This window comes from Streptomyces sp. NBC_01334 (assembly GCF_035983595.1).
GTDB lineage: Bacteria > Actinomycetota > Actinomycetes > Streptomycetales > Streptomycetaceae > Streptomyces > Streptomyces coriariae.
The window spans coordinates 2,365,232-2,378,635 of the sequence record NZ_CP130718.1; the positions used below are offsets into that span (position 1 = coordinate 2,365,232).

The 13,404-nt window shown below is 71.1% G+C and carries 11 protein-coding genes and 1 pseudogene; 5 read left to right on the top strand and 7 right to left on the bottom strand.

What is annotated here, in order from left to right:
• Nucleotides 1-121: 121 nt before the first annotated feature.
• Nucleotides 122-1,723, bottom strand: coding sequence for an MFS transporter (locus OG736_RS10735; RefSeq protein ID WP_327182231.1), 1,602 nt, complete (start codon nucleotides 1,721-1,723; stop codon nucleotides 122-124).
• A 316-nt stretch (nucleotides 1,724-2,039) separates the two neighbouring features.
• Here OG736_RS10735 and OG736_RS10740 point away from each other — a divergent pair, with 316 nt between their 5' ends.
• Together OG736_RS10740 and OG736_RS10745 are read left to right on the top strand one after the other, a co-directional pair.
• Complete coding sequence (locus OG736_RS10740; protein ID WP_327182232.1) at nucleotides 2,040-3,236, top strand: mannosyltransferase family protein; 1,197 nt, start codon at nucleotides 2,040-2,042, stop codon at nucleotides 3,234-3,236.
• Between the two features lie 205 nt (nucleotides 3,237-3,441).
• A complete protein-coding gene (locus OG736_RS10745) occupies nucleotides 3,442-4,488 on the top strand; it encodes a phosphatase PAP2 family protein (protein WP_327182233.1) in 1,047 nt (348 codons plus the stop codon).
• 115 nt (nucleotides 4,489-4,603) lie between these two features.
• On the opposite strand, the gene OG736_RS10750 is transcribed toward OG736_RS10745, so the two are convergent.
• A complete protein-coding gene (locus tag OG736_RS10750) occupies nucleotides 4,604-4,819 on the bottom strand; it encodes an I78 family peptidase inhibitor (RefSeq protein WP_057602043.1) in 216 nt (71 codons plus the stop codon).
• 359 nt (nucleotides 4,820-5,178) lie between these two features.
• Between OG736_RS10750 and ctaD the strand changes: the two are divergent.
• Nucleotides 5,179-6,753 (top strand): annotated as a pseudogene (ctaD, locus tag OG736_RS10755) (aa3-type cytochrome oxidase subunit I); the annotation flags it as partial.
• On the opposite strand, the gene OG736_RS10760 reads toward ctaD, so the two are convergent.
• Both OG736_RS10760 and OG736_RS10765 read right to left on the bottom strand, forming a co-directional pair.
• On the bottom strand, nucleotides 6,752-7,792 hold the full coding sequence (locus OG736_RS10760) for a helix-turn-helix transcriptional regulator (RefSeq protein ID WP_327182234.1): 1,041 nt from the start codon (nucleotides 7,790-7,792) through the stop codon (nucleotides 6,752-6,754). The pseudogene ctaD and the gene OG736_RS10760 overlap by 2 nt on opposite strands.
• Before the next feature lie 85 nt (nucleotides 7,793-7,877).
• Nucleotides 7,878-8,585, bottom strand: coding sequence for a LysM peptidoglycan-binding domain-containing protein (locus tag OG736_RS10765; RefSeq protein ID WP_327182235.1), 708 nt, complete (start codon nucleotides 8,583-8,585; stop codon nucleotides 7,878-7,880).
• A gap of 538 nt (nucleotides 8,586-9,123) precedes the next feature.
• Between OG736_RS10765 and OG736_RS10770 the strand changes: the two genes are divergently transcribed.
• Nucleotides 9,124-9,906: a DUF8842 C-terminal domain-containing protein gene (locus tag OG736_RS10770; RefSeq protein ID WP_327182236.1), complete on the top strand. Its 783-nt coding sequence runs from the start codon at nucleotides 9,124-9,126 to the stop codon at nucleotides 9,904-9,906.
• 127 nt (nucleotides 9,907-10,033) lie between these two features.
• Complete coding sequence (locus tag OG736_RS10775; protein ID WP_327182237.1) at nucleotides 10,034-10,435, top strand: hypothetical protein; 402 nt, start codon at nucleotides 10,034-10,036, stop codon at nucleotides 10,433-10,435.
• Nucleotides 10,436-10,496: 61 nt separating this feature from the next.
• On the opposite strand, the gene der is transcribed toward OG736_RS10775, so the two are convergent.
• The 3 genes from der to cmk form a co-directional block, all read right to left on the bottom strand.
• Nucleotides 10,497-11,978, bottom strand: a complete 1,482-nt coding sequence (gene der, locus OG736_RS10780) for a ribosome biogenesis GTPase Der (protein ID WP_327182238.1) — start codon at nucleotides 11,976-11,978, stop codon at nucleotides 10,497-10,499.
• Between the two features lie 87 nt (nucleotides 11,979-12,065).
• Nucleotides 12,066-12,719: a lysophospholipid acyltransferase family protein gene (locus OG736_RS10785; RefSeq protein ID WP_267020665.1), complete on the bottom strand. Its 654-nt coding sequence runs from the start codon at nucleotides 12,717-12,719 to the stop codon at nucleotides 12,066-12,068.
• Nucleotides 12,716-13,402: a (d)CMP kinase gene (cmk, locus tag OG736_RS10790; RefSeq protein ID WP_327182239.1), complete on the bottom strand. Its 687-nt coding sequence runs from the start codon at nucleotides 13,400-13,402 to the stop codon at nucleotides 12,716-12,718. The genes OG736_RS10785 and cmk overlap by 4 nt, the downstream gene beginning before the upstream one ends.
• Nucleotides 13,403-13,404: the final 2 nt, after the last annotated feature.

Genomic DNA, 13,404 nt, shown 5'->3' on the forward strand with positions numbered 1-13,404 from the left:
AGTTACACCAACGTCGCAGACGTTACACGGCAGGCCACAAGCCGCCAACGGCGAGCCGCCCCCACGGGCAACGGGCCACCCTTCAAGGAACAGTAAACGGGGTGGTGCGTGGGTGGGAGGTTCACGCGGAGACGCGGGACTCCACGACCTCCCGGGGCGAAGGAAGCTCCACCCCCGCCGGAGGCGCCTCGCACTGCATGACCCGCGGCAACCGCAACGCCATCAGCGCCCCCAGCAGCAACAACCCCGCACTCACCAAGAGCGTGACATGCAACCCGTGCACGAAGCTGTCCCGCGCGACCCGCCGCAGCGCGACCCCGACCGGCCCGCCCAACTGCCCGGCGACCTCGTACGCCTCGCCCAGCGAATGCCCCGCCGCGTCCGACGCCGACGCCGGCACCCCCGGCACGGACTTCAGTCCGGGCGCGTACGCGGCGTTCATCACGCTTCCCAGCAGCGCGATCCCGATCCCCGCCCCCAGCTGGTACGACGTCTCCCCGATCGCCGCCGCCCCGCCCGCCTGCTCGGGCGGCGCCTCGCTCAGCATCGACTCGTACGCCGCGAACAAGGTCGTCTCCAGGCCGAAGCCCAGCAGCAGGAACCCGAACAGCAGCAGCCCCGTGTTGTCCGACCCGCCCATCGCGGTCAGCGTCAGCACCGCCAGCGCCGTGAGGACGAACCCCCCGCACACCATCCGGCGCGGCCCGAACTGCCGGAGCAGCCGCGCCCCGGCCAGCCCGGCCGCCATCGCGGCGAAGGTCAGGGGCAGCAGTCGCAGGCCCGTCTCGAGCGGAGACAGCCCCAGCACCAGCTGCAAGTACTGTGCCGCGATCAGCTCGAGACCCACCAGCGCCAGCATCGCCAGCACGATGCACCCGACCGACGTACTGAACGCCGGCCGCCCGAACATCCCCAGATCCACCAGCGGATGCAGGCGACGCCGCTGACGGCGGACGAACAGCGCGATCAGCCCCGCGCCCACCAGCAGCGGCGCAACGGTGAACAGTCCGAGCTCCCCGCCACCCAGCCGCTTCACGCCCAGCACGAGACCGAAGAGACCGGCCGCCGCCATCAGCGCGCCGACCACGTCCCAGGGGCCGTCCGCCGCGCCCCGTGACTCGGGCAGCAGCAGCCGCCCCACCGGCAGGCTGACCAGCATCAGCGGGATGTTGACGAGGAAGACCGAGCCCCACCAGAAGTGCTCGAGCAGAAAGCCGCCCAGGAGCGGGCCGACCGCCGCGCCCACCGCGGCCACGGCGCTCCAGATGCCGATCGCGAGCGCCCGCTCACGCCGGTCCGGGAACACCTGGCGCAGGATCGACAGCGTCGCGGGCATGATCATCGCGCCGCCGACACCCAGCAGCGCCCGCGCCAGGATCAGGGTCTGCGCGGTCCCGGCGAACGCCGCCAGCGCGGAGGCGACGCCGAACAGGGCGTAGCCGAGCAGCAGGATGCGTCTACGGCCCACCTTGTCGCCGAGCGTGCCGAACAGGATCAGCAGCGAGGCACAGACCAGTGGATAGGTGTCGACGATCCAGAGCAGCTCGATGGCGCCGGGCCGCAGGTCCTCGGTGACCGCCGGCACCGCCACGTGCAGCACGGTCGCGTCGACGGCGACCAGCAGCAGGCTGACGCACAGCACCACCAGGACGACCCAGCGGTTGGCACCGGCCCCGGCCGCCCGACGGCGCAGCCCAGCGGCGGCCGTGGTCGTCCCGGACATGTACGTACCTCCCAGGTGATCCCCCGGTTCGGCGGGCTCACGGGGTGGGGACTCCCCGCGGCTCGGCCGGAGAGGAGCGGTGTCTCCGGCCCGCGCAAACGAACACGAGTGGAACGCAGCGTACGCGAGTTCGCGCCAGGGCCACGTGGCGGACCTCTCACCGCCCACGGGCAACCCATGTGGCGTACGCCACTCCCGCGCCATGTCCGGGTCACCCCCCGTACCCCTCCCTGCCCCGCCTCCGCGCACCTCCTCCCGGGGGTCCCGGCCGCCCCGGCGGACCCGGTCGCCGGGGCGGCCGTCGATAATCGAGCCCGTGACCGATCTTGAGACGCGCGTGACGCCCCCCGGCTCCGCGACCCCGCGCCGGGCGGCCCCCGCCCTCCTGGGGTACGCGGCCGTGCGTGCCCTCGGTCTGCTCGCGCTGGTCGTGTGGAGCGCCGCCCGCGACAAGAGCGCGTACACGCTGCTGACCGCCCGCTGGGACGCCCTCTGGTACACCAGGGTCGCCGAACTGGGATACGGCTACGAGGTCCGTCTGCCGAACGGCGACGTCCACTCCAACCTCGCCTTCTTCCCGCTGCTGCCCTGGCTGGAAAGGCTTCTGCACGCGGTGACCCCGCTGTCGTACGCTGACGCCGGTTTCGTCGTGTCCCTGCTCGCGTCGCTCGCCGCGGCCTGGGGCGTGTTCGCGGTCGCCGACCACGTGTACGGACGCCGGGCCGGGGTGTGCGCGGTGCTGGTGTGGGCCGTTCTGCCCGTCGGGATCGTGCAGTCGATGGCGTACAGCGAGTCGCTGTTCACCGCGCTGGCCGCCTGGTCGCTGTACGCGGTGCTCACCGGCCGGTGGGTGACCGCGGGAGTGCTCGCGTCGCTGGCCGGTCTGACCCGCCCGGTGGGGCTCGCGGTGGTCGCGGCGGTGTGGGCGGCGGGCGTGGCGTCCTTCGTCCGTGACCGGGAGGCCCCGGCCGGGTGCGCCGCTCCCCGGCGCGGGGCCGGGGCGGCCGCCGCCCGCGTCGCGCCACGCGCCCTCGGCATGCTCCTCGCGCCCCTCGGCGCCGCCGGATACGTCCTGTGGGTCGGCCACCACACCGGCAAGGGCCCGCTCGGCTACCTCGACGTCCAGGCGGGCTGGCGCAACGGCTTCGACGGCGGCTACGCCTTCGCCCGCTTCGTCGCCGACAAGTTCACGTCGTTCCCGTCCGCCCTCGCCGGCCTCGGGCTGATCGTCGGCGTCGCCCTGCTGCTGTGGCTGTACGTCGTCTGCGTGCGGCAGCGCCAGCCCCTTCCGCTGCTGGTGTACGCGGGTGTGGTCCTCGCGCTCGCCCTGTGCGCGTCGAGCTACTTCGGCTCCAAGCCGCGCCTGCTGCTGCCCGCCTTCCCGCTGCTGCTGCCGCTCGCCCTGGCCCTGGCCCGGCTGCGGACGTCCAGGTCGGCGCTGGTGGTGGGGTGCCTCGCGGCGGCCTCGGCCGTGTACGGCGCGTGGTGGCTGAACGGCAGCGGTCCGCCGTAAGGGAATCCGGCTTTTCGGTGAACCCTTTCATACGTTCCCTAAAACTATCTCCTGGAATGATCAAAGGAATTGAAGGGAACGCTGTTCGACCATTAGCGAATCCACAGGAATAATTGCCCTTCTGAGAGCAATGCCACATCACATCGTCATCACAAACCAGCGGAATCGGCCGGGTCTCGAGCTCACTCGCTGTAACGTCGTTTAGGTGCGTACCGAACAAAACCTCACCCGTCTGGACCGGGTGTTCGCCAGGCTCGACCGTGAGCCGGAACGACCGGCCCACATCGATGTGCCGAAGATGAGCAGGCACCGGGTCGCGCTGTTCCTGGCGACCCTGGCCTTCTACCTGGCGATCGTGTGGCTCGTGGTGATCACCTCGTGGCTGGTCCGCCTCGACTGGCTGGTCATGTTCTTCCGGCCGTACCAGCAGTGGTCCGGCATCCACTGGTTCGTCGACTACTACGTGGTCCTCGGCCAGCGCGGCCCGACCGCCGTGATGGTCGCCGCCTGGCTCGGTTGGAGATCGTGGCGGCAGCACACCCTGCGCCCGCTGCTCACCCTCGGCGCCTCGCTGCTGCTGCTGAACCTCACCGTCGGGGCCGCCAAGCTCGGCATGGGCCGGCTCGGACCGCACTACGCGACCACCATCGGCTCGAACGAAATGGGCCTGGGCGGCGATATATTTCCCAGCGGCCACACCGCCAACGCGGTCGTGACCTGGGGAATCCTGGCGTATCTGGCCTCCACCCCGAGGGCCCGCCGCTGGCTGTCCGCGCTGTCCGCGGTGACCTCGCTCGGCGTCGGCCTCGCCACGGTCTACCTCGGCACGCACTGGCTCAGTGACGTGGTGCTCGGCTGGGCCGCGGGTCTGCTGATCCTGCTGGCGCTGCCCTGGTGCGAGCCGCTGATCGCGCGCGCCGAGGTCGCGATCTTCGACCTGCGCGACCGCTGGCGCGACCGCCGCGCCGGTACGGCCCCGGCTCCGGCACCCGCTCCGGCACCGGCCGCACCCGTCGCCGTGCCCGTCCCGTTCGCCTCGGGCGCGCCGGCCCAGGAGGAGGCCTCCGCGGCCCGCGAGCCGGCGCAACCGGCCCGTCCGCCGCGCACGCCGGTCCATCTGGCGCCGGGCCCGCACACGACCCGCTCGGAGCGCACCCCGGTCACCCCGGTCGGCAGCCGTCGGCCACCGCACGCCGACCGCCTCCCGCGCGGTGCCGCGACCTCCGCGGCCCGACCGCTGACAGGCGGCTGACCTCCCCGAACAGCGGGACCCCGGTACGCACAACCCGGTTCCGCGCCCGAAGGCCCCGGTTCCCGAAGACGGGAACCGGGGCCTTCGCCGTGCTCGCCCGGCCTCTTCGGGCGCCTCAGCCCTTCCAGGCCCGCGCCACGAGCCCGTCGCGCACCTCGAAGTTCAGCCGCCCGAAGCGGTACTCCATGGTGACGATCGTCCCGGGGGCCAGCTCACGCACCGTCGACCACCCCCGTTCGCGCGCGAGCCGCTCGGCCCGTGCGGCCTCGAGGCCGACGTATCCGTCCGGATTGTCCTGGGGCTCCGCTGGCGGAGTGGGATTCGGTGCCATACCGCCACGCTAGGCGGCGAGCCCCGCCCCGGGAACCCCGGACCGGCGATACGGATCACTCCGGTCACACTTCTGTCACAGGATCACGACATGCGTTTCGGTCGAACTCCCTCACACGGACGAGCGGTTTCGTGCGCCTTCCGCGCGAATTCGAACGCAATTCCCGCGTGTCGCCCGGCCGCCCCGAATAACCCGTCGGAAAGTTCGCGGGGTACCGTCCCCGGACCCCGCCGTATTACGATTCCGTGCGGGATCGCGGGAGCTGACTGCTCATAGGAAAAACACGGCTCCCCCACACATCCTCCGTACGCACCCGGGACGTCGGCGGGCCCGGGACAGGGCGAACGAAGGGGCGAGCGATGGGGACGCAGACCGTGGCGGCGGCACGAACCGGGGACATCGGTCACCGAGGCCGCGGCCGGGTGGTCGTCGACTGGCTGACCACCACCGACCACAAGAAGATCGGCCACCTCTATCTGATCACGTCCTTCGCCTTCTTCCTCGTCGGCGGGATCATGGCGCTGCTGATGCGGGCCGAACTGGCCCGGCCCGGGCTGCAGATCGTGGACAGCAACCAGTTCAACCAGCTGTTCACGATGCACGGCACGATCATGCTGCTGCTGTTCGCGACTCCGTCCTTCGCGGGCTTCGCCAACGAGCTGATGCCGCTCCAGATCGGCGCCCCGGACGTGGCCTTCCCCCGGCTGAACATGCTCTCGTACTGGCTGTTCCTGTTCGGCGGGCTGACCGTGCTGGGCTCGCTGCTGACACCGGACGGCCCCGCGGCGTTCGGCTGGTTCGCCTACGCGCCGCTGAACAGCCGGCAGTACTCGCCGGGGATCGGCCCCGACCTGTGGATCATGGGTCTGGCGCTGGCCGGCTTCGGCACGATCCTCGGCGCGGTCAACTTCATCACCACGATCATCGGGATGCGCGCGCCCGGCATGACGATGTTCCGGATGCCGATCTTCACCTGGAACACGCTCTTCACGTCGATCCTGATCCTGATGGCGTTCCCGGTGCTGGCGGCCGCGCTGCTGGTGCTGGAGGCGGACCGGCGGTTCGGTTCTCAGGTGTTCGAGGCGGCCAACGGCGGGGCGCTGCTGTGGCAGCACCTGTTCTGGTTCTTCGGACACCCCGAGGTCTACATCATCGCGCTGCCGTTCTTCGGGATCATCACGGAGATCATCCCGGTCTTCAGCCGCAAGCCGATCTTCGGCTACCTCACCCTGGTCGGCGCGACGATGGCGATCACCGGGCTGTCCATCGTGGTGTGGGCGCACCACATGTTCGTCACGGGCGCGGTGCTGCTGCCGTTCTTCTCCCTCATGAGCTTCCTGATCGCCGTCCCCACGGGCGTGAAGTTCTTCAACTGGACCGGGACCATGATCAAGGGCTCGATCTCCTTCGAGACCCCGATGCTGTGGGCGACGGGCTTCCTGGTGACCTTCCTGTTCGGAGGCCTGACCGGAGTGATCCTGGCGTCTCCGCCGATGGACTTCCACGTCTCCGACTCGTACTTCGTGGTCGCCCACTTCCACTACGTCGTCTTCGGCACGGTGGTCTTCGCGATCTTCGGCGGCTTCTTCTTCTGGTGGCCGAAGTTCACCGGGAAGCTGCTCGACGAGCGGCTCGGGAAGATCCAGTTCTGGACGCTGTTCGTCGGCTTCCACACCACGTTCCTGGTGCAGCACTGGCTGGGCGCCGAGGGCATGCCGCGCCGGTACGCCGACTATCTCGCCGCCGACGGGTTCACCGCGCTCAACACCGTCTCGACGATCGGCTCGTTCCTGCTCGGCCTCTCCACCCTGCCGTTCCTCTACAACGTCTGGAAGACCGCCAAGTACGGCACGAAGGTCGAGGTCGACGACCCCTGGGGCTTCGGCCGTTCCCTGGAGTGGGCGACGTCCTGCCCGCCGCCCCGGCACAACTTCACGACGCTGCCGAGGGTCCGCTCGGAGTCCCCGGCGTTCGACCTGCACCATCCGCAGTACGCGGCCGAGATCCCGCAGCCCGAGCCAAAGCGCCATCAAGCCGGTCACGGGCCGTCCTGATCGCCTCGATCAGCTCCACGGGCTCCAGCACCTCGAACTCGAAGCCCGCCATCATCACGTGGATCACCATCACGTCGAGGCTCGCGGCCCCGGTGCGCAGCACACAGGCCCGGTCGCCGTCGGGCTCCAGCGTCCCGGCCGAGGGCGAGATCCGTTCGGCGGCCTCGGCCAGCGGCACGAACAGCCGGACGGTGGCCCGGGTGGCGTACGCGCGCGTGGAGACGCCTTGCGAGACGTACGCGGCGAGGTCATCGGCGGGCGGCTCGCGCGGTGCGAAGCGCGGCCCGTGCGGCGGCCTCGGCGTGAGGCGGTCCACCCGGAACGTACGCCAGTCGGCGCGGTCGAGGTCCCAGGCGACCAGGTACCAGCGGCGCTCGGTGCACACCAGGCGGTGCGGTTCGACGGTGCGGCGGGTCGCCGTGCCGTCGTGTCCCCGGTAGTCGAAGCGCAGGCGTTCGGCGTCCCGGCAGAGATGGGCGAGCTCGGTGAGGACGGCCGGGTCCACGGCGGAGGAGCGCGGGCCGCGCAGCATCGGCACGGTGAAGGCGTTCAGGGCGCCCACCCGGCGCCGCAGCCGGTGCGGCAGCACCTGCTCCAGCTTCGCCAGGGCCCGTACGGAGGTCTCGCCGATGCCCTCGATGCCCTGCCCGGCGGCCGTCCGCAGCCCCACCGCGACGGCGACGGCCTCGTCGTCGTCCAGCAGCAGCGGCGGCAACTCGGCGCCGGCGCCCAACTGGTAGCCGCCTCCGGTGCCGGGGCTGGCGTTGACCGGGTAGCCCAGCTCGCGCAGCCGGTCCACGTCCCGGCGCACCGTGCGCGAGGTGACTCCCAGCCGGTCGGCGAGTTGGGCGCCGGACCACTCGCGGTGGGCCTGGAGCAGGGAGAGCAGGCGCAGCAGTCGGGCGGAGGTCTCCAGCATGCGCCCAGTGTGTCCCACGAGGTGGGTGGGCCCCACCCGGCCGTCCCGCCGGATGGGGTCACCGTGTCCCGGGAGGGGGTACGGCTCAGAGCATGAGGCGCTGTCCGGGCACGATCAGGTCGGGGTCGCCGCCGACGACGGCCTTGTTGGCGGCGTAGACCCGCTGCCAGGTCAGCCCGTGGCGGGTCGCGATGGTGCTGAGGGTGTCGCCCTCGCGGACGGTGTAGTCACCACGGCCCGTACCGCGCGAGGTCTGGGCCGTCGAGCGCTCCGGCGCGTTCGAGGAACCCGACTGCGAGGAGTTCGAGGTGCCGGACCTGGAGCTGCCGGACTTCGACGAACCGGACTTCGAGGAGCCCGACTTCGAGGAGCCCGACTTGGCGGAGCTCGACTCGGCCGAGGACGATCCGGCCCCCGGTGCGCTGCCGGACGCTCCGGCGCGCGCCGAGCAGGTCGGCCACGCGCCCCACCCCTGGGCGTTCTGCACCTTGGTGGCGACGGAGATCTGCTGTGCCTTGCTGGCCTTGTCGGCGGTCGACGCATAGGCGGTGCCGCCGTACGCGCGCCAGGTACCGGCGGAGAACTGGAGCCCGCCGTAGTAACCGTTGCCGGTGTTGATCGACCAGTTGCCGCCGCTCTCGCACTGGGCGATGCGGTCCCACACCCCGCTGTCGGCCGCCGTGGCGTTGCCGGTCGCGGAGAGCAGTCCGAGGGGGGCGAGCAGGATCGCCCCGGCGAGGACCGCCGTCTTGCGCGACGAGGTGCGGGTGTGGATATCGGCACATTCGGACATGTAGATCCCTCTCTACGAACCCGGGCTCCCCCTGGCCGGGGCGTGTCGGCCGCGCAGGGACGCGGTCGTCACGCCCGGCCCGTCCGCCGGCGGTGGTGCTGCGCGATGTCTGGCTCTGCGCGGCCGGCGGACGTACCCGAGCGGTGCTCGTTGCACACGGCGGAGCAATCTAGGCAGCTGACGGTTCGTTATCAACCAACTCACTGTCATCCCAGGCCAGTTGATGGTTACCGTAGGTAGCGTCGAATTCCGGCCACCTACTTCGTTCCCTCATTTCCGGATTTGTCGACCAGACCCCCACGCAGACTGTGAGTCAGCTCACCGGATCAACTTCCGTGACCTCTCCGTTACTTGGCATGGAGTGGCGAATTCCGCACGCATCGTGACCGCGCGCGCAGGTTGGTTCGATTCCGTTCGCCGTCCAGCGTGACCCTGGCCACAGATCGCCCGTTGTCTTCTTCATGAGCCGGGGACCCACCCGGACCACGAGCCGGGGGCCACCCGCCTCGCCCACGCACCGCATCCGAGGGAGTCACCCGTGCCGCGCATGCTCGACGTCAGCGACGAGGTACGCGCCGAGATCGGCAACGAAGAAGCCGACCGGCTGCTCGCCGGAGACAACGCCCCGGGCAGTTACGACTGCACGTCCTGCCGCACCCCGGGCGACTCCGATAACGAGCGCACCAGCACCGTCCTGTTCATCGGGGACGAGACCGCCGTTCTCGCCTTCGCCCACTCCACCTGCCTGCCCTCGCAGGTCGTCCAGGTCACCGAGGAGCAGCTCCAGGGCGCGGTCCGCTCCATCAACGGCGACACCGTCGACCTGGACCCCGACAAGGTCGCACCCGAGCAGGCGGTGCTCGGCGTCACCAGCGGACTCGTCCTGATCGCCGGGGAGTTGCACCCGGCCCTGGTCGTCGAGCCGACCGCGCCCATCGTGCGGCCCGGCACCACCGGCGCAGGCGACGACTTCCTGCCGCTCCTCATCGAGCAGGGCTTCATGCCGCTGTCCGAGCTGACCGAGGTGCCGCCGGTGCAGCACGGCTGGTCCGTGCTGCTCGCCATGGGCCAGCTGCACGCGGTGCTCCAGCCCTCGGTGAACGGCGGACAGCCGGTCGCCTGGTGGCAGGCGCACCAGCCGTTGCAGGTGACGGAGGGCTGGCGGGCCGCCGCCAACAAGCACCAGCAGGTGCTGATGTTCGCGGCTCCGGTGGGCTCCATCGGACGTCAGCCCCGGGAGGACCTGCTGCGGGACGCGCTGGACAAGGCCGCGGCCAACGGGCAGTTGGTCGGGGCGGCACTTCCGCTCGCCGGCACCTGAGTTCGCCCACCGGGCGGGGACCGCGGCCGTACGGCGACCGAAAGGGCGTCCACGGACGCGGCCCCGCGCCCCCGTGAGGCCGCCTGCCGAGCCGCATCCCTTCCCGTGCCGCGTCGTTTGGACATACGTGCACACCTACGACGTTCCCCGCCGCCCGTCCTTCCAGTCGATCCCGTCCGCGCGACCGGCCCAGGACGCGTCCGGCGGCCCATCGGCCACGCCGATCTATGACGCGCTCTACGCCGAGTACGTCAAGACGTTCCGTTCGCTGCCCGGCGACCGCAGCGGCGAGGACGAACTGGGGTTCACCGCCTTCGGGAACATCCCGCACCACACGGGTTCCTACCCGGCGCCCCGCCCGGGGTCGTTCAGCAGCTCCTACAGCGCCTACAGCGCGGGGGCGCAGAGCGCGCGGGTGGGGCAGCAGTCGCAGTGGCAGCGGGTCGGGCAGCTCGGCCAGCAGGCCGCGCCGACCGCGATGCACCACGTCCCGGCGGCGCTCCCGCCGGCCCCCCGCAGGACCTTCTGATCACTGATCACGACCGGAGGGCGGCACCCGTCACGGGTGCCGCCCTCCGGTCGTGGTGCCGTTACTTCTTCTTGGTGCCGCGCTTCTCGCGCACCCGCACCGAGATGTGGATCGGGGTGCCCTCGAAGCCGAACTCCTCGCGCAGACGGCGTTCGATGAAGCGCCGGTAGCCCGCCTCGATGAAGCCGGAGGCGAAGAGGACGAAGCGCGGGGGCTTGGTCCCGGCCTGGGTGCCGAAGAGGATGCGCGGCTGCTTGCCGCCGCGGACCGGGTGCGGGTGGGCGGCGACCAGCTCGCCGAGGAAGGCGTTGAGACGGCCCGTCGGGACGCGGGTCTCCCAGCCGGCCAGGGCGGCCTCGATCGCCGGGACCAGCTTCTCCATGTGCCGGCCGGTGCGCGCCGAGACGTTCACCCGGGGCGCCCAGGCGACCTGGGCGAACTCGGTCTCGATCTCCCGCTCCAGGTAGTAGCGGCGCTCCTCGTCGAGGGTGTCCCACTTGTTGTAGGCGATCACGAGGGCGCGGCCCGCGTCGACCGCCATGGTGACGATGCGCTGGTCCTGGACCGAGATGGACTCGGAGGCGTCGACCAGGATGACCGCCACCTCGGCCTTCTCGACGGCGGCCGCGGTGCGCAGCGAGGCGTAGTAGTCGGCGCCCTGCTGGAGGTGGACGCGCTTGCGGATGCCCGCCGTGTCGACGAACTTCCAGGTCACACCGCCGAGTTCGATCAGCTCGTCGACCGGGTCGCGGGTGGTGCCCGCGATCTCGTTGACGACGACGCGGTCCTCGTTGGCCACCTTGTTCAGCAGCGAGGACTTGCCGACGTTCGGGCGGCCGATGAGCGCGATGCGGCGCGGGCCGCCGACCGCGGTGCCGAAGGTCTGCGCGGGGGCCTCAGGCAGCGCCTCCAGGACGGCGTCCAGCATGTCGCCGGTGCCGCGGCCGTGCAGAGCGGAGATCGGGTGCGGCTCGCCGAGGCCCAGGGACCACAGGGCGGCCGCGTCGGCCTCGCCGCTCATGCCGTCGACCTTGTTGGCGGCCAGCACGACGGGCTTGCCGGCCTTGCGCAGCAGCCGTACGACCGCCTCGTCGGTGTCGGTGGCGCCGACCTTGGCGTCGACGACGAAGACGACGGCGTCGGCGGCCTCGATCGCGTACTCGGCCTGCGCGGCCACGGAGGCGTCGATGCCGAGGACGTCCTGCTCCCAGCCACCGGTGTCGACGAGCTTGAAGCGGCGGCCCGCCCACTCGGCCTCGTAGGTGACGCGGTCGCGGGTGACGCCCGGCTTGTCCTCGACGACGGCCTCGCGGCGGCCGATGATCCGGTTCACCAGGGTCGACTTGCCGACGTTCGGGCGGCCGATGACGGCGAGCACCGGCAGCGGCCCGTGGCCTGCGGCCTCGATCGCCCCCTCGACGTCCTCGATGTCGAAGCCCTCGACGGCGGCGAGCTCCATGAACTCCGCGTACTCGGCGTCGCCGAGCGCCCCGTGATCGTGCTCGAAGGCTTCCGAGCCGTCGGGCTGGATGTGGTCGTTCATGAAGTCCGTACCTCGTCGTTCATTCGTGGTGATCGGTGGAACAGCCGTTTTGTTCGGGTTGATCCACTACTCGGTATTCAGTGTCGCTCAGCGCCCGGTCAGGCGCCTGGCGTTTTCCAGGTGTGCGGCCAACTGCTTCTGGATGCGCTCGGTGGCCGCGTCCAGTGCCTTGCGGGTACGCAGCCCGCTGCCGTCGCCCGCGTCGAACGGTTCGCCGAAGACGACGTCGACGCGGGAGCGCAGCGGGGGCAGTGCCTTTATCAACCGTCCGCGCCGTTCGGAACTTCCCAGCACGGCGACGGGCACGATCGGGGCCCCGCCGCGCACCGCGAAGTACGCGAGCCCGGCACGCAGGGCGGCGAAGTCTCCCTCGCCACGGGTGCCCTCCGGGAAGATCCCGAGGACCCCGCCGTTCTCCAGCACGCCCAGCGCACGGGTGATCGCCGTCCGGTCGGTGGTGTCGCGGTCGACCTTGAGCTGGCCGATCGCGGTCAGGAACGGGTCGAGGGGGCCGATGAACGCTTCCTTCTTGATCAGGAAGTGCGTCGGCCGCGGCGCCACGCCCATCACCATCGGACCGTCGACGTTGTGGGAGTGGTTGATCGCGAAGATCAGCGGGCCGCTCGCAGGCACCTTCCAGGCGCCCAGCACCCTCGGCTTGAACAGCCCGTACATCAGGCCGACGCCGATGCGCCGCCCGACCTCGGCGCCCTTCTCCGAGGGCACGGACCCGGTGGTCACCTCGCGGCCCGCTTCTCCTCGACGAGGGTGACGACGCACTCGATGACCTGGGCCAGCGTCAGCTCGGTGGTGTCCACCTCGACGGCGTCGTCCGCCTTGGCGAGCGGGGAGGTCTTGCGGGAGGAGTCGGCGGCGTCCCGCTTGATCAGCGCCTCCCGGGTGCTGTGGACGTCCGCGCCCTTCAGCTCGCCGCTGCGCCGGGCGGCCCGGGCCTCCGGGGAGGCGGTGAGGAAGATCTTCAGGTCGGCGTCGGGCAGCACGGTCGTGCCGATGTCCCGGCCCTCTACGACGATCCCCTGCTCGGTGGAGGCCGCCAGCGAGCGCTGGAGCTCGGTGATCCGGTCCCGCACCTCGGGTACGGCGCTCACCGCGCTGACCTTGGCGGTGACCTCCTGGGTGCGGATCGGGCCGGCCACGTCGATGCCGTCGACCGTGATCGTCGGGGCGGCCGGGTCGGTGCCGGAGAGGATCTCCGGCTTGCCGGCGACGGCGGCGATCGCGGTGGGGTCCTCGATGTCGATCCCGTTGGTCACCATCCACCACGTGATCGCCCGGTACTGGGCGCCGGTGTCCAGGTAGCTCAGCCCCAGCTGGGCGGCCACGGCCTTGGACGTGCTCGACTTGCCCGTGCCCGAGGGGCCGTCGATGGCGACAATCACGGGCTGGGCGGCGCCGTTTTCCACGG